We start from the raw sequence: 20,005 nt of genomic DNA, 5'->3' as shown, positions 1-20,005 counted from the left end.
GAGTATCACCTTGCGCGCACGCACCCTGCCGGTGGCCACGGTCGCCGCCCTCGCCCTTGCCGTCACCGGGCTCGGCGCGCCCTCGGCCGGCGCGGCGCCCTCCGGTCTCGCGGACGACTTCAACGGCGACGGCTACCGCGATCTCGCCATCGGCACGCCCAAGGCGAGCGGCGGCACGGTCACCGTCCTCTTCGGCTCCTCCTCCGGCGTCAGCCGGACCCGGTTCGTGAACGTCACCCAGGACACACCCGGGGTGCCCGGTGCCTCGGAGAGCGTGGACAAGTTCGGCGAGAACGTCACCAGCGGCGATGTGAACCACGACGGCTACGCCGACCTGATCGTCGGCGCGCCCGGCGAGGAGGTCACCGGCAAGCCGCGCGGCTCGGTGACGATCGTCTGGGGCGGCGCGAAGCCGTTCACCTCGGGCGGCATCGCCCTCACCGCCCCGACCGCCGAGGCGGCCGGCTTCGGCGAGGGCGCGGCCTTCGCCGACCTCGACGGGGACGGCACCGCCCAGCTGGCCGTCGTCGGCACCGACACGTTCTGGTGGTACGGCGACGGAGGGCCCACGCAGGACGGCGCGATCGCCCCGGAGGTCGACTTCCTGCCGGACGGCGTGCGCCTCGACGGCATCGTGGCCGGCCACTTCTCCTCCAAGGACGGCAGCAACGGCTACGAGTACGTCCTGCACGGCAGCCGCACCGAGCCCGACGGCACCCCCGCCCCCGGCTACATCGGCGTACTGCGCGGCGGGCCCGGCGACATCGGCTCCGCGCACACGGTCCTGAGCGACGACGGGACGACCGGCTCGGCGGCATGGTGGTCGTCGGCCGTCGCGACGGGCGACATCGACGGCGACGGGTACGAGGACCTGGTCGTCGCCGACTCCGCGGGCGCCAAGGGAGGCTCGTTCACGGTGCGGTACGGGTCGGCGTCCGGACTCCCGCTCAAGGGCCGCACGTACCACCAGGACAGCCCCGGGGTCCCCGGCACCGACGAGGCCTACGACGCGTTCGGTTCGGCGCTCGCCCTGGGCGACGTGACCGGCGACGGCCGCGCGGACCTCGCGATCGGCGCCCCCGGTGAAGGCGTCGACGGCAAGCGCACCGTGGGCAACACCGTGCTGCTCAAGGGGAGTTCGAGTGGTCTGACCACGACCGGCGCCCAGTCCTTCCACCAGGCGACGGCGGGTGTACCGGGTGCCGCGGAGGCCGGCGACCACTTCGGCTCGTCGCTGCGCCTGCGCGACATCAACGGCAACGGCAAGGCCGACCTCGCGATCGGCGCGTACGGCGAGGACGTCGTGCCGAACGGCTACGACGACGGGGCGGGATGGGTGCTGCGGGGTGCGGCCTCCGGCCTCACGACCACCTCGGCGACCTCCTTCAACGCGACGGACTTCGGATACCCGGTGGTGGCGGGCCGGAAGTTCGCGAGCGTTTTCGCCCGCTGAGGCCGCCCCACGCGACGGGGCGCCGACACCACCGAGCCGCTCACGTGGTGAAGCGGGCGTGCACGCTGACGGCGTATCCGCAGCCGTCTTCGTAGGGGTCGCCACTCCAGGTCGCATAGCGCTGACGCAGCGTCAGTCCGGCCTGGGCGCACCAGTGGTCGAACTCCGGGAGGGTCACCGTCGGTTCCGGCAGCGGCAGGTGGGCCGCGTCCAGGCCCATGCCGGTGACCAGCACTCCGCCGGGGCGCAGTACGGCGGCCAACTGCTGGACGACCGCCGCCTCGGTGCCGGGGGCCAGCAGCGGGACGACGTTCCCGGCGGCGATCGCCAGGTCGTAGCCCGGTTCCAGGCCGAGGGTGTCCAGCCGGGCGAGGTCACCGAGGAGCCACTCCTGTGCGGGGGCTTCCCGGCGGGCGACGGCGAGCATCGAGGCGTCGATGTCCACGCCGGTGCAGGAGTGGCCCAGTTCGGCGAGCCGGATCGCGATCCGGCCGGTGCCGCAGCCGGCGTCGAGCACGCGGGCGGCGGGCCGCGCCAGCAGCGCCGCGCAGAAATCGGCCTCGCCGTGGACGTCGTGGCCCGATGCGGCGAGTCGCGCGAAGCGCCGGGCGTACTCCTCTCCGGCCTGTCCGCCGGTCAGTTCGGCCCAGCGGTCGCGATCTCCGGTCATGTTCAGCACGCCTTCCGGTCAGGCTCCATCACACGGATCTTATAGTTGGGGGTTCTCCCCTCATGTGCCCGCACCACCGCACGCCCACGATGGATCACGGCACAACCAGTCCGTGGTCATCATCCGTGGTCATCAGGGGAAGAGGAGCAGCATTGAAGACCTCGATACGCACCATCGTGCAGGTCGGCGTGGCGAGCGTGGCGCTGGGGGCGGCGACGGTGTTGTCGGCGGGGCAGGCGCACGCCGCGACGGGGGTGCGCGTGGACACCGTCCGCATCCACGTCAACGCCGTGGCGGGGAAGGCCAACGACCTCTCCGTCACCCGGTCCGGCAACACGGTGACCATCAGCGACGGCGGTGACGCCGTCACCGCGGGATCGGGCTGCACCCAGGTCGACCGTGACACCGTCACCTGCCCCTACGACGGCCGCACCCTCACGCTCGCCATGGGGGACCTCGGTGACATGGTCCTCGTCACGGGCAACCTGGCCGCCGACATCACCGGCGGCACGGGCGACGACATCATCACCATGGACTACACCGCCACCGCGAGGACCTTCCTGGACGGACAGGGCGGGCACGACACCGTCTTCGGAGGTGCCGGCGTCGACAACATCACCGGTGGCTCCGGTGACGACGTCATGTTCGGCAGGAACGGCGACGACCGCATCAACGCCGGAGACTTTGCACCCGGAAACGACCGCTCCTTCGGCGACGCCGGCACCGACACCTGCACGGGCGACGCCAACGACCTGAAGGACAGCTGCGAGAGGTGACCGCCGCCCCGAACGGTCACGGGAAGTGGTGCGGCGGGATGCGCGGCAGCAGACGGCCGGCGTTGAGGTAGCGCGCGTGCAGCCCGGGCGGCTCGACGATGTCGACGCCCGCCGACCGCACCACGTCCGCCAGGTAGGCGGTGTCACCGACCCGGGCGTGGAGATACCCCGGGTCGGTGACCTCGCGCAGGCCCTCGGCGACCATGTCCAGGTCGCGGCCCGCCAGGTCCTTCTTCGCGCTCATCGTGCAGCCGTCGGCGAGCCGGAAGGCCTCCTCGGCGACCTGCCGGGGGCTGTGGTCGCGGTAGCCTGGCTCGCGCGTCGCGTGGACGGCCCTGCCGACGAGGTCAGAGGAAGGCGGCGAGCCCGGTCAGGAAGCGGTCCACGTCGTCGGTGGTGTTGTAGGGGGCCAGGCCCGCGCGCAGGGCGGGGGCTTCGAGTTTGAGCGCGTTGAAGGGCTCGTAGGCGTAGAACGACCCGGCCGGTGCCACCACGCCGCGCGCGGCCAGGTGCGCCTGGGCCTCGCGGGCGTCGCGGCCTTCCAGGGTCATCAGGAGGGTCGCCGTGCGGTCGGGCGCCTTCGAGTGGACGGTGACGGCGTCGCCCAGTGGCTCCAGCCCCTCCTGCAGCCGTGCGCGCAGCGTCAGTTCGTGCGTGTGCAGGGAGTCCAGGGAGTGGGCGAGGCGCTCCCTGCGCGAGAGCGCCGTGCCCGGGTCCAGCGCGGCGAGGAAGTCGACGGCGGCGGTGGCGCCCGCCAGGATCTCGTAGGGCAGTGTGCCGAACTCGAATCGCTCCGGCACCGTGTCGGGGGACGGCACGAGCTTGTCCGGGCGCACGGTTTCGAGGAACTCGGGCGCCGCCGCGAGGACTCCGCAGTGCGGTCCGAGGAACTTGTACGGCGAGCAGACGAACGCGTCGGCCCCGAGGGCGGGAACGTCCACGAGGTGGTGCGCGGCGTAGTGGACGCCGTCCACGTACAGGAGGGCCCCGACGTCGTGCGCGCGGTCGGCGATCCGTCGCACGGGCGGCTTGGTGCCCAGCACGTTCGAGGCCGCCGTGACGGCGACGAGACGGGTACGGGGCGTCAGGGCCCGCTCGTAGGAGTCGAGGTCGAGCTCCGTGGTGTCCGGGTCGATCTCGATCCAGCGGACCGCCACTCCGGCGCGCTCGGCGGCCTGGATCCAGGGGCGGACGTTGGCGTCGTGGTCGAGACGGCTGAGGACGATCTCGTCGCCCGGGTGCCAGGTCTTGGCCAGGTGGCGGGAGAAGTCGTACGTCAGCTGGGTGGCGCTGCGCCCGTGGACGACGCCGTCGGCGGGCACCTGGAGGAGGTCGGCGTAGGCGGCGCGGAACTCCTCGACGGCGCGCTCGGCGTTGACTTCGGAGGGGCTGACGGTTCCCCGGTTGGACAGCGGGCCGGTCAGCGTCGCGGCGATCGCGTCGGCGACGGGGCGGGGGGTCTGCGTTCCGCCGGGGCCGTCGAAGAAGGCGAGCCCCGTGTCGAGGGAGGGGAAGTGGGCCCGCAGCGCGGTGACGTCGATGGCCATTCTCGGCCTTTCTCTCAGAACGGGTTGCCTGGCGTCCTTCCGCGGGGCGGATCGCCCGGCGTCGCGGTCCCTCTACCCTGACGTGCGCCGCCACGCACGTCTCCCGTCGCGGGAGACCGGATCCTGGATGACAGCGCCGCACCGGCCAGGGCGACCGGTCCGACCGCCAGTCGCCCACGTCGCTGCCGCCGCGTCGGGGCGCCGGTCACCGCAGGCTGCCCGTCAGGGTGTCCTCCTGCCAGGCTGCCAGGCGGTCGGCGAGCGGAGCGGTGCCGTCGAGGACGTGCTGGGAGAACGCGTCCCGTTCGTGGGCGATGACGGCGGCTTCCCAGACGCAGGGGGCGAGGCCGGTGCGTCCCGGGCGGAGCCGGTCGGGCCGCCCGGCCGGGCCTGTGAAGACCGCCAGGTCGGACATGTGGCCCTCGATCCAGGTGTGGACCAGGACGTAGTCGCCGTCGCCGCCCGCGTGCAGGATCAGGGCGGCGAGCCCGAGCGACCCGCGGACGCGCCCGAGTTCGAGATGCGCCGCCGCGATCCGCAGGGCCTCGGCCGTGTCCTGCTCCGCGACGCTGCGGCCCGGTGCCTCCAGGGTGTACACCTTGACCAGGTGACCGGCGGCCTCCCGCGTGCCCAGAGGACGTACGGTCCGTCCGTGATGGCCTCGCGACAGGTCGAGCAGCGCCGCCGAGTCCACCGCGGCGGGAAGTTCGTGATCGCTCATGCGCCCATCATGCGATGGCTATTCCGGCTGAGTCACCGTCAGCGCCCAGCGGATCTCTTCGGACGACGCGTCGACGCCGATGGTGAAGGAGCCCTTCTGGACCACACCGGCGTCCATGGTCACCGAGCCGACACCGGCCGTGCCCGCCGGGCAGTCGACCGAGTACGCGGCGACCTCCGTCTCCTGCGATCGCATCGTCACCCGCACCTGACCGCCGCCCTCACAGGCCACCGTCAGAACGGTCGGCAGCATGTCCCAGGCACCTCCCGACGCCACCCCGCCGTCGCCGGTCTGTTCCGGCACCCACACCAGGCCCTCCGGACCGGGATGGGGCAGCAGGGGATCTCCGGCCGCCGCGGCGGACCCCACGCCGGAAGCCGCCAGCACACTGGCCGTCAGCGCCGTCACGGCCAGGGCTCGTCCTGTTCGGTTCACGCGCACTCCCTCGTTCGTTTGTTCGGGAGGTCACAGTCTGCCCGCTTGATCACCGCCGGACCTGAGTACGCGTACTCAGAAACGATCAGGTTGGCCGGAACCGTTTCGCGCCCCGTCCCGGCCCGGCCACAGTGTCACAGTGTCACAGGGCTGTCCGGGGACGGTCCGAAGACCGTTCCCTGTCGGTGTGAGCGGGTGGCGGGAACGCTCCCATGAGGCACGATCACCGGACATTCACACTTTCGGGGGGTTCCTCATGGCTCACGCAGCCCGTTCACGCCGTATCACCGCCGTACTCGCCGCCTGCTCACTCGGCGTCGCGGCACTGACCGCCTGCGGCGGGGGCGCCGACAAGGACACGGCTTCCCCGAGTGCGTCCGCGACCGCGCCCGGCAAGAGCACGGACAAGGGCAAGGGCGCGGGCAAGGGCCCGGGCGGGGAGAAGGGCGCGGACGCGTCCTCGACGGCCTCCCCCGGGGACAACGGTGGCGTCGGCGGCAGCGGCGGCTCCACCGGCGGCGGCAGCACCCCGCCCCCGTCGAAGGCCGGATCGGGCAAGTCCGGATCGGACCAGTCCGTGTCCGAGGAGACTGGAACCGACGACGACCAGGACGGCGGCGTGGGCATGTGCGAGACGGCCGACCTGAGCTACGACGTCACCGTCGCGTCGAAGCCGGCCAACCACGCCCTGCTGACCGCGACCAACGACAGCGGCGACCCCTGCCTGCTGTCGGCGAACGACCTGGTGATCACGATTCCGGGTCTCGACGGCGCGGCGGAGCACCGCGGCCCCACCGTCGACGACTGGATGCTGAACGCCGGCGAGCGCGCCTACGCCGGGATCCTGTTCGCGGGAGCCGGCACCGAGGGCGGCAAGACCGCCGACCAGGTGGAGATCGCGCTCACGGCCGCGGAGAGCCCGGCGACGGTGACGATCGCCGACGGGCCCGTCACGGTCAACGACGGCACGGTCACCAACTTCCTCGGAACGGCCGAGGACGCGCTCTCCTACTGATCACGCCCGGGTCGCGTGCCGGGCGTGATCGGTCAGAGGTCCAGATAGAAGCGGATGGTGGTGCCGTCCTCGGTGGTGTGGAAGCGCACGAGGTCGGCGACGTAGTGGACGAGCATCAGACCGCGGCCGCCCAGCTGGTCGCGCGCCGGGGGCCTGCGGCCGGCCAGGGGGTCGGTCAGGCGCCCTCCGTCGTGGACCTCACAGACGACCTGCGGTCCCTCGGCCCAGACCCGCACGGTGCCCGCTCCACCGCCGTGCACCACGCTGTTGGTGGTCAGCTCGGCCACCGCCAGCATCAGATCCTGCAAGCGGGCGCCCGCCAGGCCCAGCCGCCCGGCCTCCTGGACCGCGAAGGAGCGGGCCAGCGGGAGCGCGTCCCCGTCGAAGGAGAGGGAGGCCGCTCCGGGCGGGCTGGTGAGCGGCTGGTTGTAGCGGGCGACCGCGTGCTCGGGATCGTAGGCGTCGCTGGTCAGTTCGACGCCGGCGTCGATGACGACGGGGTGGGTGACATAGGCGTCCGCGAGCGATTCCGGGGCGAGGGCGTCCGCGTCGTACGGGCACAGGATCGTCACGTCGCGGCCCTGGAAGGCCGCGTTGATGAGGGCCTCGTGCTGGACGCACGCCGGGTACTCCACGGCCGAGCGGTCGGCCCAGATCGGTTCGCCGATGATCCTCACCCGGCTCGCCGGGTGGGCGTCGGCGAAGGCGCGCAGTACCCCGGGAATGATCCGCCCCGGGTTGCGGCCCGCCGACGTCATGTCGAGGAACTTGACCTCGGCGGCGCTCGCGCCCATCTCGGCCCTGATCAGCTCCAGGTTGGGGCCCGGGACGGCGACCGCGACGGCCTCCCCGGCGGACAGTCCCTCCAGCAGGAACGGCACCGTGCCCGCCGTGTACTGCTCCCTGCCCCGGTAGAACAGCGCAGGGTGCACAAAAGGTTCGTGTTCTCTGTTCGTGGCCGTACTCATCGCCCCGCCACCTCGATCTTCGAAAGGCCGGGCCAGAACATGTCCAGGATCCGCTCCAACTCCGGCGGTGGACGGTCCACGACGATCCGGCCCGTACCCAGTCGCTGCGCCGTGACCGCCAGCGCGGCCGCGCCGCCCACGTCGATGGACATCAGGTCGGCCAGCTCCACGAAGGAGACGTCCGTGTGGGCGTGCGCCAGGTCCTCCAGAGCGTGTACCCAGAAAGAGCGGGTGATCACGTTGATCTCTCCTGCGGCTCGGATTCCCGGGCGGCCCGGCAGAGAGCGGATCTCCAGCGCGGTGCCCCCGTGCGTTCGTGCCGCCCCCGGCCCGTGCACGTCGTGGGAGGCGTCCATGTTCTCTCCCCTGCCCCGTGCGCCGCTGTACGGCGCTCCCCGACTCCACGCCCACCGTACCTGGGGTGACGGCGGGCAACGGACACGTCATCCTATAGCCCGCCGGTGCGGGGACGCTCAGCCGGCGTCCGGCCGATCGCCGTCCGGCCGTGCGGCGCGCGCCGGACGGAAGCACGCCGACACCGTCTTGCCGTGCCGCTGGCACCGCATCTCCAACGTGTCCGCGAGCATCCGTACGATCCCCACGCCGCGGCCGGAGGTCTCCCCCGGCTTGGGGCTGCGTTGGAGCGGCAGTGTCGGGTCCTCGTCGTGGACGCTCACCTGCAGACATTCGCCGTCCCAGGTGAGGATCAGACGCGCGTCGCTGTGCGCGTGGATGTGCGCGTTGGTGAGCAGCTCGGACACGGCCAGCACGACGGCGTCCACCGTCTCGGGCTCGTCCGCGGTCCACGGGAGGGACTCCAACTGCCGTCGTGTCCATCGCCGTCCGGCGTGCACTCCTCCCGACACGGGAAACGAATGCGCCCATCCCTTCGCCTTGATGCCCGTCGCTCCGGAGCCCGTCCTCTTGCTCGTCACCGGCTTCCCCGTTCTCCCGTCCGACGCGGTCTCGTACAGACCGAGTGCCCGCCAACCGCGCCGGCAGACGTGCCCTCGTACGGCGTTCGTGTCGGACGGCGGTGATCAGTCCTGCGGTACCTGTGCCACCCGGACGCCCACGAGGCAGGTGTCGTCGTCCGTGTCGGACCTGCTGTAGGTGAGGAGGCGGTCCAACTGCTGGTCGAGGGTGGGGGGCACGGTGCGGGCGGCGGTGAGCAGTTGGGCCAGGGATTCCTCCACGGAACGGTCACGGCGTTCGATCAGGCCGTCGGTGTACATCAACAGGGTGTCGTCGACGGCCAGTTGCAGTTCGTGTTCCTCGTACGTCGCCTCGGGCAGGGCGCCGAGCAGCAGGCCCTTGACCAGGGGCAGCGGCGTCGCCTCGGCCGCGCGGACCAGGACGGGCGGCAGATGGCCCGCCCTGGCCCAGCGCAGGGTGTGACGGTGGGGGTCGTAGAGGCCGCAGACGGCGGTCGCGGTGACGGCTCCGGTCAGGTGGTGGGCCACCATGTTGAGCCAGGCCAGCAACTGGCCGGGCCCGGCGCCCGTCACGGCGAGACCGCGCAGGGCGTTGCGCAGGACGACCATGCTGGTGGCCGCCTCTATGCCGTGTCCGGCGACGTCCCCTACGCACAACAGCACCAGCCCGGAGGGCAGCACGACCGCGTCGTACCAGTCGCCGCCCACCAGGTGCTGGGTCTCGGCGGGCCGGTAGCGGACGGCCACGCGCAGTCCGGGGGCCTCCAGGGGGGCCTGGGCGGGGGGCATGATCGCGTGCTGGAGCTGGAGGGTGAGCCGGTCGCGTTCGCTCGCCTGCTGTTCGGAGTGGGCGAGTTGGTCGCGGGTGGCGGCGAGGGCGACCTCCGTCCAGTGGTGGGCGGAGATGTCCTGGTAGGCGCCCCGGACGACGAAGAGCCGGCCGTCGGAGTCGAGGACCGGCTCGGCCACCACACGGATGTGCCGGGTGACGCCGTCGGGCCGCTGGAGCCGGAAGGCCGCGGACGCGGAGCGGCGGTGGTGCAGCAGGGTGCGCAGGAATCGGCCGATGGCGACGGCGTCGTCGGGGTGGGCGTGGGCGGGCAGGTCCTCCAGCGGGACGGGGCCGCTGATGGAGGGCTTGCCGTAGAGGCTGTAGAGCTGACCGTTCCAGGTGATCTCGCCGGTGAGGAGGTTCTCCTCGAACCCGCCGATGCGGCCGAGGCGTTGCGCGTGCTGGAGCAGGCTCGCCAGCCGTGCGGTCTCGTCCTCTATGCGCCAGATGAGCAGGACGCTGCCGCCGTGCCGGGTGATGTTGATGTCGGCGACCGCCGACAGCGGGACGTCCTCCACGAGGGAGGTGAGCCGCATGCGGCGGGCACGGAACGGCTCGCCGGTGGCGTAGACCCGTTCGACCTGCTCGAACAGTTCGCTGTCGCCGGCGGCCATGGGATACGTCTCAAGGAGCAGGCTGCCGTTGACGACGCCCCGGGGCCGGCCGGCCGGGTCGAGGAAGCGGCTGTTGACGTGGTGGATGCGGAAGTCGACCAGTTCCCCGGTGGCGTCCAGGTGGGGGACGAGCACCAGCGCGGGGTCGTGGAGTCCGTCGGCGAGGTCCATCAGTTCGGCGACATCGGGCAGGTTCCCGGTGCGCGTGTCGCCGTCACCGTGGTGCGGGGCGAAGGTCCCCAGCGTGTGGGCGCACAGCTCGGCCAGGGCCTCGACCTGGCGGACGATCTGCGGGGGCTGTGCCTCCAGCGGTGTGGGCCAGACGATCTCCAGCACTCCGTGGATGCGGCCGCCGGTGCCCGCGGGTACGGCGACCCGGCCGCCGTCGGGATGGTGGTGCCGGCCGATGGAGGGCAGGCCGGTCTGGGACAGGCTGCCGATCCACTGGCCGGCCCGGTCGCCGAGTCCGCGACGGGCGACGGTGACGACGCCGGGCGGGACGTACCGCCAGCGGGTCGCCTCGGCGGCCGAGAAACCGGCGCTGCCGGCGAGGGTGAGGGAGCCGTCGGCGCCCAGCGCCCAGATCGCCACGGCTTCGGCGCCGAGCGGCGTCAGGGCGTGTTCGAGGAGGGAGTCGGCGACGGCCTGGGCGTCGTGGGCGGCCAGTGCGGCACTCTCCGCAGTCCGCAGCCGTACGGCGAAGGAGCAGCCGCCCAGTGGGTCGGCGACGTCGTCCCCGCTCGCGGTGGTCGCGAGGAGGGCGGTCGTCATCTCGGAGAGCCGGTCGCGGGCGGCCTGGTTGATGACCTCGACGGCGAACTCCAGGGGTGTCACACCCGCTTGTTCGGTCAGTTCGGCGAGTTGCAGGGCCGCCTGGGCCGGCCCGCACCCGAGCCGCTCCACGAGGATGCCCTTGGCCAGTTCGATCACGGCACGACCGTCGGCCTCCGCCTGGGCCGCCTGCACCTCACGCCGCAACCGCTCCACGGTCGCGGCGAGCCGACCGACGGGCGAGGACTGCGCCTTGGCGTCCAGGACGTTCACGTCCGAACCGACCGCGACCGGCTCGTCGACCGCGCGCTGGTGGTCGGCCGCGGGCGAGTCGTCGACCGCGGCCGGGTCGTCAGCAGTCGGCGCGTCCGGCGCCACGTCCGCCGACGGCTGGTCCGGCGCGGCGTCGGCGTGCTGCGGCTCGGCCGGCTGGTGGGAGTTGCTCACGGTTGACCTGTTCCTCGGCTCGGGCGTCGCGGGAGGCCACGCGATGGGCTGGTGCGCGCGGCGGTGTGACGCCCCGTCATACGGTCAGCCACCGTCGGACGCGACCGATGAGGTCACCCGTGTCGACGGGCTTGGTGACGTAGTCGTTCGCACCCGCAGCCAGGCTCTTCTCCTGGTCGCCGGGCATGGCCTTCGCGGTGACGGCGATGATGGGCAGGTCGGCGTACTGGGGCATCGCGCGGATCTCCGAGGTGGCGGTGTATCCGTCCATCTCGGGCATCATCACGTCCATCAGCACCAGCGAGACGTCCGGGTGGGCGAGCAGCATCTCGATGCCCCGGCGGCCGTTGTCGGCGTGCAGGACGTGGAAGCCGTGGAGTTCCAGCATCCCGCTCAGGGCGAAGAGGTTGCGGGCGTCGTCGTCGACCACGAGGACCTTGCGGCCGAGGAAGGCGCCGTCGACGACCTGCGCGGCCGGGCGCTGTGTCTCCTCGGCACGCACCAGGGACAGCACGTCCCCCGGTTCCTCGGCGGACAGGTGCAGGGTGATGCGTTCGCGCAGCTCGTCCAGGCTGGAGAGGAAGTCCAGCGGGCGGCCGTCCGCACGGGAGCGCAGCGCCTGCTCGTGCGCCAGGTCCACCCGGTGGCCGGTGTGCACGAGGACGGGCACGCTGGCGAGCGCCGAGTCGCCTTCCATGGCCTCCAGCAGACGCGCGCCCTCGTCGTCGGACAGGGCGAGTTCGAGGACGACGCAGTGGCAGGGTTCGGCGGCCAGGGTGCTCGCGGCCTCCTGGGCACCGACCGCCGTGATGATGTCGATCGCGCCGAGGGGGTCGCCGTCGGAGGCGAGGTCCGCGACGGCGCGTTCGGCGACGAGGGTCAGCAGTCCGCGCGGGCGGTCCTCGACCACCAGCAGACGGCGGCGGCGCTGCTCGGGCACGGCGGGGGACGCGGTGTCCGGCCGGGACGCCGACGGGAGTTCCCGGCCGGTGGGGTGCGGGTGTTCCGTGGGCCGGCCGTCGGCGTCGAGCTGTTCCTCGAAGTCGTCGCGGGCCACGGGCAGGTAGAGGGTGAAGGTGCTGCCCTGACCGGGTGTGCTGTCGACCGTGACGGCGCCGCCGAGCAGATGGGCGATCTCCCGGGTGATCGACAGGCCGAGTCCGGTGCCGCCGTACTTGCGGCTGGTGGTGCCGTCGGCCTGCTGGAACGCCCCGAAGATCGTCTCCAGTTGCTGCTGGGGGATGCCGATGCCGGTGTCCTCGACCCGGAACGCCACGACGGGTCCGCCGCGCAGGACGCCCACGGGTACCTCGCGGTCCAGGGCGGGTTCGATGCGCAGGGTGACGCTGCCCTCCTCGGTGAACTTCACCGCGTTCGACAGCAGGTTGCGCAGGATCTGCCGCAGCCGGGAGTCGTCGGTGAGGAGGTCGGCGGGCGTGCCCGGTGCGGTGGCCACCGTGAAGTCCAGGTTCTTCTGTGACGTCATCGGGCGGAACGTGGCCTCGACGTACTCGAGGAGCTTGCGCAGCGGTACCCGCTCGGGAGCGACGTCCATCTTGCCCGCCTCGACCTTCGACAGGTCGAGGATGTCGTTGATCAGCTGCAGCAGGTCCGAGCCCGCCGAGTGGATGATGCCCGCGTACTCGACCTGCTTGGGTGTGAGGTTGCGTGAGGGGTTCTGGGCGAGCAACTGGGCGAGGATCAGCAGGCTGTTGAGCGGGGTGCGCAGTTCGTGGCTCATGTTCGCCAGGAACTCCGACTTGTACTTGGACGCCAGAGCCAGCTGCTGTGCGCGGGTCTCCAGCTCCTGCCGCGCCTGTTCGATCTCCAGGTTCTTGGCCTCGATGTCGCTGTTCTGCGAGGCGAGCAGGGAGGCCTTCTCCTCCAGTTCGGCGTTGGAACGCTGCAGTTCGTCCTGCTGGACCTGCAACTCCTCGGAGCGTGCCTGGAGTTCGGCGGTCAGTCGCTGGGACTCCCCCAGCAGTTCGTCGGTGCGGGCGTTGGCCACGATGGTGTTGAGGTTGACGCCGATGGTCGGCATCAGCTGGCTGAGGAAGTCCTGGTGGATCTGGGTGAAGGGGGTGACGGAGCCCAGTTCGATGACGCCGAGGACCTGGTCCTCCACCACGATGGGCAGCACCACCAGGGCGCTGGGCACGGCCTGTCCGAGGCCGGAGGAGATGGTCACATAGCCCGGTGGCAGTTCCTCGACGCTGATGGGACGGCGGTTGCGCGCGGCCTGCCCGACCAGCGAGCGGCCCACGGGGATGCGCTCGGGCCGGTCGGTGTCGTCGGGGTAGCCGTACGAGCCCACCAGCCGCAGTTCGGGTCCGCGCTCGGTGTCCTCGGCGAGGTAGAAGGCGCCGTACTGGGCGGAGGCCAGCGGCGCGAGCTCGTCCATGATGAGTTCGGCGACGACGGGCAGGTCGCGGTGGCCCTGCATCAGGCCGGAGATCCGGGCGAGGTTGGTCTTGAGCCAGTCCTGCTCCTGGTTGGCGCGGGTGGTCTCGCGCAGGGACTCCACCATGGAGTTGATGTTGTCCTTGAGGTCGGCGACCTCGCCGGAGGCCTCGACGGTGATGGAGCGGGTCAGGTCGCCCTCGGCGACGGCGCTGGTCACCTCGGCGATGGCGCGGACCTGCCGGGTGAGGTTCCCGGCCAGTTCGTTGACGTTCTCGGTGAGCCGCTTCCAGGTGCCCTCGACGCCCTCCACCTCGGCCTGTCCGCCGAGCCGGCCCTCGCTGCCGACCTCACGGGCGACGCGGGTGACCTCGGCGGCGAACGACGACAGCTGGTCGACCATCGTGTTGATGGTCGTCTTCAGCTCCAGGATCTCGCCGCGGGCGTCGACGTCGATCTTCTTCGACAGGTCGCCGTTGGCGACCGCCGTCGTCACCAGGGCGATGTTGCGGACCTGGCCGGTGAGGTTGTTGGCCATCGAGTTGACGTTGTCGGTGAGGTCCTTCCACGTGCCCGCGACGTTCGGGACGTGGGCCTGGCCGCCGAGGCGTCCCTCGGTGCCGACCTCGCGGGCGACGCGGGTGACCTCGTCGGCGAACGCGGAGAGCGTGTCGACCATCGTGTTGATGACGTCCGCGAGGGCCGCGACCTCGCCCTTGGCCTCGACGGTGATCTTCTGGGAGAGGTCGCCGCGTGCGACGGCGGTGGCGACCTGGGCGATCGAGCGGACCTGCCCGGTCAGGTTCGACGCCATCACGTTGACGTTGTCCGTCAGGTCCTTCCAGGTCCCCGACGCGCCCCGGACGATGGCCTGTCCGCCCAGGTTGCCCTCGGTGCCGACCTCGCGGGCCACACGGGTCACCTCGTCGGCGAAACCGGACAGCTGATCCACCATCGTGTTGATGGTGTCCTTGAGCTCGAGGATCTCTCCGCGGGCGTCCACGGTGATCTTCTGGGAAAGGTCGCCCTGGGCCACCGCCGTGGCCACCTGGGCGATGTTGCGGACCTGGGAGGTGAGGTTGGCCCCCATGAAGTTCACGGAGTCCGTGAGGTCCCGCCAGGTGCCCTTCACGCCCTTGACGTCCGCCTGCCCGCCGAGGCGTCCCTCGGTGCCGACCTCGCGGGCGACGCGGGTGACCTCGTCGGCGAACGCGGAGAGCTGATCCACCATCGTGTTGATGGTGTTCTTCAACTCCAGGATCTCTCCACGGGCGTCGACCGTGATCTTCTGCGACAGATCGCCCTCGGCCACCGCCGTGGTCACCTGGGCGATGTTGCGGACCTGGGAAGTGAGGTTGCCCGCCATGAAGTTGACCGAATCGGTCAGGTCGCGCCAGACGCCGCCGACTCCCGGCACCTGGGCCTGACCGCCGAGCCGGCCCTCGCTGCCCACCTCGCGGGCGACACGGGTGACCTCGTCGGCGAACGCGGAGAGCTGGTCGACCATCGTGTTGACGGTCTCCTTGAGCTGCAGGATCTCGCCGCGCGCGGGCACGTCGATCTTCTGCGACAGGTCCCCCTTGGCGACCGCGGTCGCCACCTGCGCGATGTCACGCACCTGTGTGGTCAGGTTCCCCGCCATGGCGTTGACCGAGTCGGTGAGATCGGCCCAGGTGCCCGAGACGCCCGGCACCTCGGCCTGGCCGCCGAGCGTGCCCTCGGTGCCCACCTCGCGGGCCACGCGGGTGACCTCCGAGGTGAAAACGGACAGCTGGTCCACCATGCCGTTGAAGACGGTGGCGATGTCGCCGAGCAGCCCCTCGCCGTCGGACGGCAGCCGGGTGCCGAAGTCGCCGTCCCGTACGGCGGTCAGTCCGGCCAGGAGCTGCCGTAGCTCCTGCTCTCCCGGAGCCCGTTCGACGGTCTCGGTCGTCTTGCCGCTCATGCGCACCCTCGTTCCGCTCCCCAAGAGCCCTCGCGCCGAGGACTCGGAACCCGCGCCGGGCCGTGAAGGGCCCGCTCACCGGCCGAATCTCCGCAGTTCACGGAACGGCCGGATGAGAAAATCCGGTGAAGGTTAACGCAGTTGTCGTCCGACAACCAAAGCCGGTCTCGGAGATCCCGGCCGCCCCGAAAAGATACCTCCCCGGGCGGAATACACGGCCGTACCGGGGGCACTCGGGACGGTTTCACGCCGCCGCCCGAGGCTCCCCCGAGGGCACCTTGCCAAGGGCACTTTCAGCCGCTTTCCGACCCGCTGTCCGGTCCTTCACCGAGGACACCACCTTCGCGAAGAAGGTACGACGAGCCCGCCGCGCGAGCCGTATATGGGGCCCTTCCCCATGCGACATCGACAACGCCGCAGACGACGGCATCGGCGGCGAGGGCGACAACGTGCTCACGGACGTGGAGATCGTCGACGGCAGCCCGTTCGGCGGCACGCTCACCCGCCCCGCTGACGCTACCGCCGAAGCCGATGTGCAGAATTCGGCCAGGACGCGACTGCCTACGGCCGAAAACGTCCCTTTCTCCCGAGCCGACGGGGCTCACGGAGTTCGCTGACAGCAGGAGGGGGACGAACCATGAACGTGACGCCGAGGAGGACCCGCCGCAGACCCGGCGCCGTCCGGGCGATGGTGCTGGGCGTCTGCGCCGCCGGAGCACTGGCACTCAGCGGCTGCTCGGGGGACGACGGCACGGAGACCGCCGACGGGGACGTGAAGGCGAGCGCGACGGCGACGAGCGGACCCCAGGACAAGGCCGACAGCAAGAGCGGGGGTACGGCCGGGACGCCCGACGCTAAGACGTCCGCGGGCCCGGACGACGATGCCGAGAAGTCCGGAGCCGACGCGGACACCTCTTCGGAGCCGCCCGCCTCGGAGGCGGCGGACTCCACGGGCTCGGACGGTGGCGGCGGCGCCGGTGACGACTGCGACCACAAGATGCCCATCTCCCCCGACGAGATCGCCGTCTACCGCTACACGCCCGAAGGCGGGTCCCTGAGCCTGATCGTCAAGCACGGCAACTGGGGGTGCGGCACCCCCGACTCGGACGGCGCCCCCTTCGAGACGGTCGGCAAGGAGACGTACATCCCGCTGGACCAGGCCGCGGCCATCACCGTGACCACGCCCATCGTGGAGAGCACGACGAACCAGCCCATCGGCGTCCAGGAGTTCCTGGACTGGCTCGAGGCCCACCCGAACTCCGGACTCGTCTTCACCTACCACCTCGGCGACGACGGGGCCATCGACCGCCTCGACGAGGTCTTCACACCCTGATCGAGCACTCTCACCGCGCCCGAACCGGGACAAGGAGGGATAATTTACCCATTGCGGCGTCGCATGAGCGCCGCCCCCATCGCCCACGAACAGACAGGTCGGACCATGTCCAAGAAACCACGTTCGTCCGAGCCGCCGCACGGCAAGGGTCCCAGCCGTCACCGGGGCACCGAGCAGCACGGCTGGTCGCCCGATGTGGACGAGACCCGTCAGCAGGACAACCCGAGCGCCCCGCGCTCCTTCCGCACGGCCGAGCACGCCGAAGCTGCGGGCCGTGGCCGGAAGAAGTCCGCGGAGGAGACGAAATCCGTCCCGGGCGACACGGTGAAGAGTGACGGGGCGCGCGGCGAGGAGTACGGCGACGCCGACGAGAAGGGCCGCCGCGACACCGGGCGCAAGGGCCGCTCCCAGCGCCCCAGCGGCACCAAGGACGCCGCCAGCAAGACCGGCGTGGACCCGCAGGATCCCTAGAGCCGCGGGATCGGACGATCGGAGCCGAGGCGGCTCCGCGGGTCCTGGGGCCCGTGGAGCCGCCTCGGCGCGGCCAGCCCGCGCCAGTCGTCCCCAGCCCGCGTCGGGTCCTCCTCAGCCAGCCTCACCGCGCCGGCCCGCCTCAGCGGTGTCAGCAGATTCTCGGTAGCTGCTCCCCGATCGGCAGGTCGACCACCCGTGTACCGCCGAGCCCGGTCCTGGCCACGACCATGCCGGGATGGTCCTCGACGGCCTCGCCGATGATCACGGAGTCGGCGCCCAGGGGGTGGGCACGCATCGCCTCCAGCACCGCGTCGGCGTGCTCGCGCGGGACGAAGGCCACGAGCTTGCCCTCGTTGGCGATGTACATGGGGTCCAGCCCGAGAATGGCGCAGGCGTTGGCCACCGCGGACGGGACCGGGACAGCGCGCTCCCGGACGACGACCCCGGCGCCCGAGGCCGCCGCGATCTCGTTGAGCGCCGCCGCCAGGCCGCCCCGGGTGGGATCACGCAGGACGTGCAGATCAGGGGTGACGGCGAGCATCGCGTCGACCAGACCACCGAGGGCCGCGCAGTCGCTCTCGATCTCGACGCCGAACTCCAGCCCTTCCCGCACGCTCATGATCGCCACCCCGTGGACGCCGATGGCGCCGCTGACGATCACGACGTCGCCGGGCACGACGCGCTGGGGCCGCAGATCCACGCCGGCCGGGACCAGACCGATGCCGGCCGTGTTGACGAAGACCCCGTCGCCGTGGCCGGCCTCCACCACCTTGGTGTCGCCGGTGGCCACCTCCACCCCGGCCGTGCGCGCGGCCGCGCCCATCGCCCGGGCGACCCGGCCGACCACGTCCAGCTCGACGCCCTCCTCCAGGATGAATCCGCAGGAGAGGTAGGCGGCGCGGGCGCCGCGCATGGCGAGGTCGTTGACGGTGCCGTTCACGGCGAGGTCGCCGATGCTGCCGCCGGGGAAGAACAGCGGCCGCACCACGTACGAGTCGGTGGAGAACGCGAGCCGGGCCCCGCCCAGCGCGAGGACGGCCGCGTCACCCATCTGGGCGAGCACCTCACCGCCGTAGGCCGGTGCGAAGATCTGCTCGACGAGTTCGGCGGAGAGGGCTCCCCCGCCGCCGTGGCCCATGACGACGCGGGGCCTGTCGCGGACGGGGGCCGGGCACGTCCACGCCTCGACGTCGAGGGGGGCGGGGGCGCGGAGTTCGGTGGTGTCAGACAACGGGGCTCGCCTCCCGGGCCTTGGCGGTGGGCATGTCCAGCCGCCGGTAGAGGTAGTACGCGGCGCAGGCTCCCTCGCTGGAGACCATCGTGGCTCCCAGGGGCGTACGCGGTGTGCACAGCGTGCCGAAGGCCTCGCACTCGTGCGGCTTGAGCAGCCCCTGGAGGACCTCCCCGCTGCGGCACTCGGCGGGCTCGACCGTACGGATCCCGCCGACCTGGAAGCGGTGCTCGGCGTCGTGGTCGCGGTACTTCGGCGCCAGCCGCCAACCGCTGTCGGGGATCACCCCGATGCCGCGCCAGGCCCGGTCGGTGACCTCGAAGACGTCCTCCAGCATGGCCCGGGCGGCCTGGTTGCCCTCCGGGCGGACGGCTCGGGCGTAGGCGTTGTCGACGGTGTGCTCGCCGCGTTCCAGCTGACGCACGGCCCGGCGTACGCCTTCGAGGATGTCCAGCGGCTCGAAGCCCGTCACGACGATGGGGACGCGGAAGCGCTCGGCGAGTTCCGGGTACTCCCCCACGCCCATCACGCTGCAGACGTGCCCGGCGGCGAGGAAGCCCTGCACCCGGCAGCTCGGCGAGGACATGATCGCCTCGATGGCGGGAGGTACGCGGACGTGGGACACCAGCATGCTGAAGTTTTCGATGCCCAGCCTCCGGGCCTGATGGACCGTCATGGCGTTGGGCGGTGCGGTGGTCTCAAAGCCGATGCCGAAGAACACCACCTGACGGTCCGGGTTCCGCTGGGCGATCCGCAGCGCGTCGAGCGGCGAGTAGACGACCCGTACGTCGCCGCCCTCCCCTCGGACCTGGAACAGGTCCCGGCCGGTGCCGGGCACCCGCAGCATGTCGCCGAAGGAGCAGAAGATGACCTCCGGCCGTGAGGCGATCTCCAGTGCCTTGTCGATGACCTCCAACGGGGTCACGCACACGGGGCAGCCCGGCCCGTGGATCAACTCGACCTCGTCGGGGAGGAGTTGGTCGAGGCCGTGCCGGATGATGCTGTGCGTCTGGCCTCCGCACACCTCCATCAGGGCCCACGGTCTGGTCACCGTGGCACGGATGTCGTCGAGGAGCCGTCGCGCCAGCTCCGGGTCCTGGAACTCGTCGATGTACTTCACTGGTTGTGCACCTCTTCCACCGGGTCCACGCCCGCCTCCGCCGCCGCCATTTCCCAGGCGTCACCGAACTCCTCCTGCAACATGCCGAGTTCGGCGAAGAGTTCGAGCGTCTGCCGGGCCGACTCCTCGTCCAGTCGTTGCAGGGCGAACCCGACGTGGACGATGGCGTACTCGCCGACCCTCAGGTCGGGCAGATACTCCAGGCACACCTCCTTGACCACGCCGCCGAAGTCGACGGTGGCCATCCGCGTGCCGTCCCGTTCCTCGATGTCCAGCACTCTGCCGGGTACCGCCAGGCACATGAGCCTCTCCTCGCTG

General features: G+C 71.5%; 18 protein-coding genes. 5 read left to right on the top strand and 13 right to left on the bottom strand.

The genetic code is table 11. From position 1 onward, the window contains the following. The first annotated feature begins 10 nt into the window (after positions 1-10). Positions 11-1,453, top strand: a complete 1,443-nt coding sequence (locus tag PUR53_RS18025; RefSeq protein WP_329908885.1) for an FG-GAP and VCBS repeat-containing protein — start codon at positions 11-13, stop codon at positions 1,451-1,453. A gap of 40 nt (positions 1,454-1,493) precedes the next feature. Here the strand turns inward: PUR53_RS18025 and PUR53_RS18020 are convergent, their stop codons facing one another. Next, positions 1,494-2,123 carry a class I SAM-dependent methyltransferase gene (locus PUR53_RS18020; RefSeq protein ID WP_329908884.1) on the bottom strand — a complete coding sequence of 210 codons (630 nt, stop codon included), beginning with the start codon at positions 2,121-2,123 and terminating at the stop codon, positions 1,494-1,496. A gap of 152 nt (positions 2,124-2,275) precedes the next feature. On the opposite strand from PUR53_RS18020, the gene PUR53_RS18015 reads away from it, so the two are divergent. Then, positions 2,276-2,899 (top strand): calcium-binding protein, encoded by a 624-nt coding sequence (locus PUR53_RS18015; RefSeq protein WP_329908883.1) that lies wholly within the window; start codon positions 2,276-2,278, stop codon positions 2,897-2,899. A gap of 16 nt (positions 2,900-2,915) precedes the next feature. On the opposite strand, the gene PUR53_RS18010 is transcribed toward PUR53_RS18015, so the two are convergent. From PUR53_RS18010 to PUR53_RS17995, 4 genes are all read right to left on the bottom strand, one after another. Continuing rightward, positions 2,916-3,143 carry a hypothetical protein gene (locus tag PUR53_RS18010; protein ID WP_329900758.1) on the bottom strand — a complete coding sequence of 76 codons (228 nt, stop codon included), beginning with the start codon at positions 3,141-3,143 and terminating at the stop codon, positions 2,916-2,918. A gap of 103 nt (positions 3,144-3,246) precedes the next feature. After that, positions 3,247-4,446 (bottom strand): cysteine desulfurase-like protein, encoded by a 1,200-nt coding sequence (locus PUR53_RS18005; RefSeq protein WP_329908882.1) that lies wholly within the window; start codon positions 4,444-4,446, stop codon positions 3,247-3,249. 205 nt (positions 4,447-4,651) lie between these two features. Beyond that, entirely contained in the window at positions 4,652-5,167 is a 516-nt protein-coding gene (locus PUR53_RS18000) for a hypothetical protein (protein WP_329908881.1), read from the bottom strand. Between the two features lie 18 nt (positions 5,168-5,185). Further along, positions 5,186-5,602 carry a hypothetical protein gene (locus PUR53_RS17995; protein WP_329900761.1) on the bottom strand — a complete coding sequence of 139 codons (417 nt, stop codon included), beginning with the start codon at positions 5,600-5,602 and terminating at the stop codon, positions 5,186-5,188. Between the two features lie 256 nt (positions 5,603-5,858). Here PUR53_RS17995 and PUR53_RS17990 point away from each other — a divergent pair, with 256 nt between their 5' ends. Then, complete coding sequence (locus tag PUR53_RS17990; RefSeq protein WP_329908880.1) at positions 5,859-6,617, top strand: DUF4232 domain-containing protein; 759 nt, start codon at positions 5,859-5,861, stop codon at positions 6,615-6,617. A 32-nt stretch (positions 6,618-6,649) separates the two neighbouring features. Here the strand turns inward: PUR53_RS17990 and PUR53_RS17985 are convergent, their stop codons facing one another. From PUR53_RS17985 to PUR53_RS17965, 5 genes are all read right to left on the bottom strand, one after another. Then, positions 6,650-7,585, bottom strand: a complete 936-nt coding sequence (locus tag PUR53_RS17985; RefSeq protein ID WP_329900763.1) for an anti-sigma factor RsbA family regulatory protein — start codon at positions 7,583-7,585, stop codon at positions 6,650-6,652. Next, positions 7,582-7,941, bottom strand: a complete 360-nt coding sequence (locus tag PUR53_RS17980; RefSeq protein WP_329900764.1) for a hypothetical protein — start codon at positions 7,939-7,941, stop codon at positions 7,582-7,584. Before PUR53_RS17980 ends, PUR53_RS17985 begins: the two co-directional genes overlap by 4 nt. A 117-nt stretch (positions 7,942-8,058) precedes the next feature. Further along, entirely contained in the window at positions 8,059-8,484 is a 426-nt protein-coding gene (locus PUR53_RS17975) for an ATP-binding protein (RefSeq protein WP_329908922.1), read from the bottom strand. Between the two features lie 141 nt (positions 8,485-8,625). Beyond that, complete coding sequence (locus PUR53_RS17970) at positions 8,626-11,184, bottom strand: SpoIIE family protein phosphatase (RefSeq protein WP_329908879.1); 2,559 nt, start codon at positions 11,182-11,184, stop codon at positions 8,626-8,628. 76 nt (positions 11,185-11,260) lie between these two features. Beyond that, positions 11,261-15,529, bottom strand: coding sequence for a HAMP domain-containing protein (locus PUR53_RS17965; RefSeq protein WP_329900767.1), 4,269 nt, complete (start codon positions 15,527-15,529; stop codon positions 11,261-11,263). 637 nt (positions 15,530-16,166) lie between these two features. On the opposite strand from PUR53_RS17965, the gene PUR53_RS17960 reads away from it, so the two are divergent. Together PUR53_RS17960 and PUR53_RS17955 are read left to right on the top strand one after the other, a co-directional pair. Continuing rightward, the gene (locus tag PUR53_RS17960; RefSeq protein WP_329908878.1) at positions 16,167-16,862 is read left to right on the top strand and encodes a hypothetical protein; all 696 of its coding nucleotides are present in this window, start codon (positions 16,167-16,169) and stop codon (positions 16,860-16,862) included. Between the two features lie 105 nt (positions 16,863-16,967). Next, on the top strand, positions 16,968-17,333 hold the full coding sequence (locus tag PUR53_RS17955) for a hypothetical protein (RefSeq protein WP_329908877.1): 366 nt from the start codon (positions 16,968-16,970) through the stop codon (positions 17,331-17,333). Positions 17,334-17,484: 151 nt separating this feature from the next. Here PUR53_RS17955 and hypE read toward each other — a convergent pair whose 3' ends face one another. From hypE to PUR53_RS17940, 3 genes are read right to left on the bottom strand one after another with little or no spacing between them, the layout of a single operon-like run. Then, positions 17,485-18,567, bottom strand: a complete 1,083-nt coding sequence (gene hypE, locus PUR53_RS17950) for a hydrogenase expression/formation protein HypE (RefSeq protein ID WP_329908876.1) — start codon at positions 18,565-18,567, stop codon at positions 17,485-17,487. Then, a complete protein-coding gene (gene hypD, locus PUR53_RS17945) occupies positions 18,560-19,687 on the bottom strand; it encodes a hydrogenase formation protein HypD (protein WP_329908875.1) in 1,128 nt (375 codons plus the stop codon). The genes hypE and hypD overlap by 8 nt, the downstream gene beginning before the upstream one ends. Further along, positions 19,684-19,989 carry a HypC/HybG/HupF family hydrogenase formation chaperone gene (locus PUR53_RS17940; RefSeq protein WP_329900772.1) on the bottom strand — a complete coding sequence of 102 codons (306 nt, stop codon included), beginning with the start codon at positions 19,987-19,989 and terminating at the stop codon, positions 19,684-19,686. Before PUR53_RS17940 ends, hypD begins: the two co-directional genes overlap by 4 nt. Positions 19,990-20,005: the final 16 nt, after the last annotated feature.

It is taken from the genome of Streptomyces sp. SP18BB07 (genome assembly GCF_036322545.1).
In the GTDB taxonomy this organism is placed as follows: domain Bacteria; phylum Actinomycetota; class Actinomycetes; order Streptomycetales; family Streptomycetaceae; genus Streptomyces; species Streptomyces deccanensis.
Note: the sequence above shows the minus strand (reverse complement) of the source record. Positions and strands in the feature narration are given on the sequence as shown.

Excerpts from the sequence above, each read along its gene's own strand:
- PUR53_RS18020 (WP_329908884.1), bottom strand. The coding sequence starts at position 2,123 with ATGACCGGAGATCGCGACCGCTGGGCCGAACTGACCGGCGGACAGGCC.
- PUR53_RS17960 (WP_329908878.1), top strand. The coding sequence starts at position 16,167 with ATGAACGTGACGCCGAGGAGGACCCGCCGCAGACCCGGCGCCGTCCGG.
- PUR53_RS17985 (WP_329900763.1), bottom strand. The coding sequence starts at position 7,585 with ATGAGTACGGCCACGAACAGAGAACACGAACCTTTTGTGCACCCTGCG.
- PUR53_RS18000 (WP_329908881.1), bottom strand. The coding sequence starts at position 5,167 with ATGAGCGATCACGAACTTCCCGCCGCGGTGGACTCGGCGGCGCTGCTC.
- PUR53_RS17955 (WP_329908877.1), top strand. The coding sequence starts at position 16,968 with ATGTCCAAGAAACCACGTTCGTCCGAGCCGCCGCACGGCAAGGGTCCC.
- PUR53_RS17990 (WP_329908880.1), top strand. The coding sequence starts at position 5,859 with ATGGCTCACGCAGCCCGTTCACGCCGTATCACCGCCGTACTCGCCGCC.
- PUR53_RS18010 (WP_329900758.1), bottom strand. The coding sequence starts at position 3,143 with ATGAGCGCGAAGAAGGACCTGGCGGGCCGCGACCTGGACATGGTCGCC.
- PUR53_RS18005 (WP_329908882.1), bottom strand. The coding sequence starts at position 4,446 with ATGGCCATCGACGTCACCGCGCTGCGGGCCCACTTCCCCTCCCTCGAC.
- PUR53_RS17940 (WP_329900772.1), bottom strand. The coding sequence starts at position 19,989 with ATGTGCCTGGCGGTACCCGGCAGAGTGCTGGACATCGAGGAACGGGAC.
- PUR53_RS17980 (WP_329900764.1), bottom strand. The coding sequence starts at position 7,941 with ATGGACGCCTCCCACGACGTGCACGGGCCGGGGGCGGCACGAACGCAC.
- PUR53_RS17965 (WP_329900767.1), bottom strand. The coding sequence starts at position 15,529 with ATGAGCGGCAAGACGACCGAGACCGTCGAACGGGCTCCGGGAGAGCAG.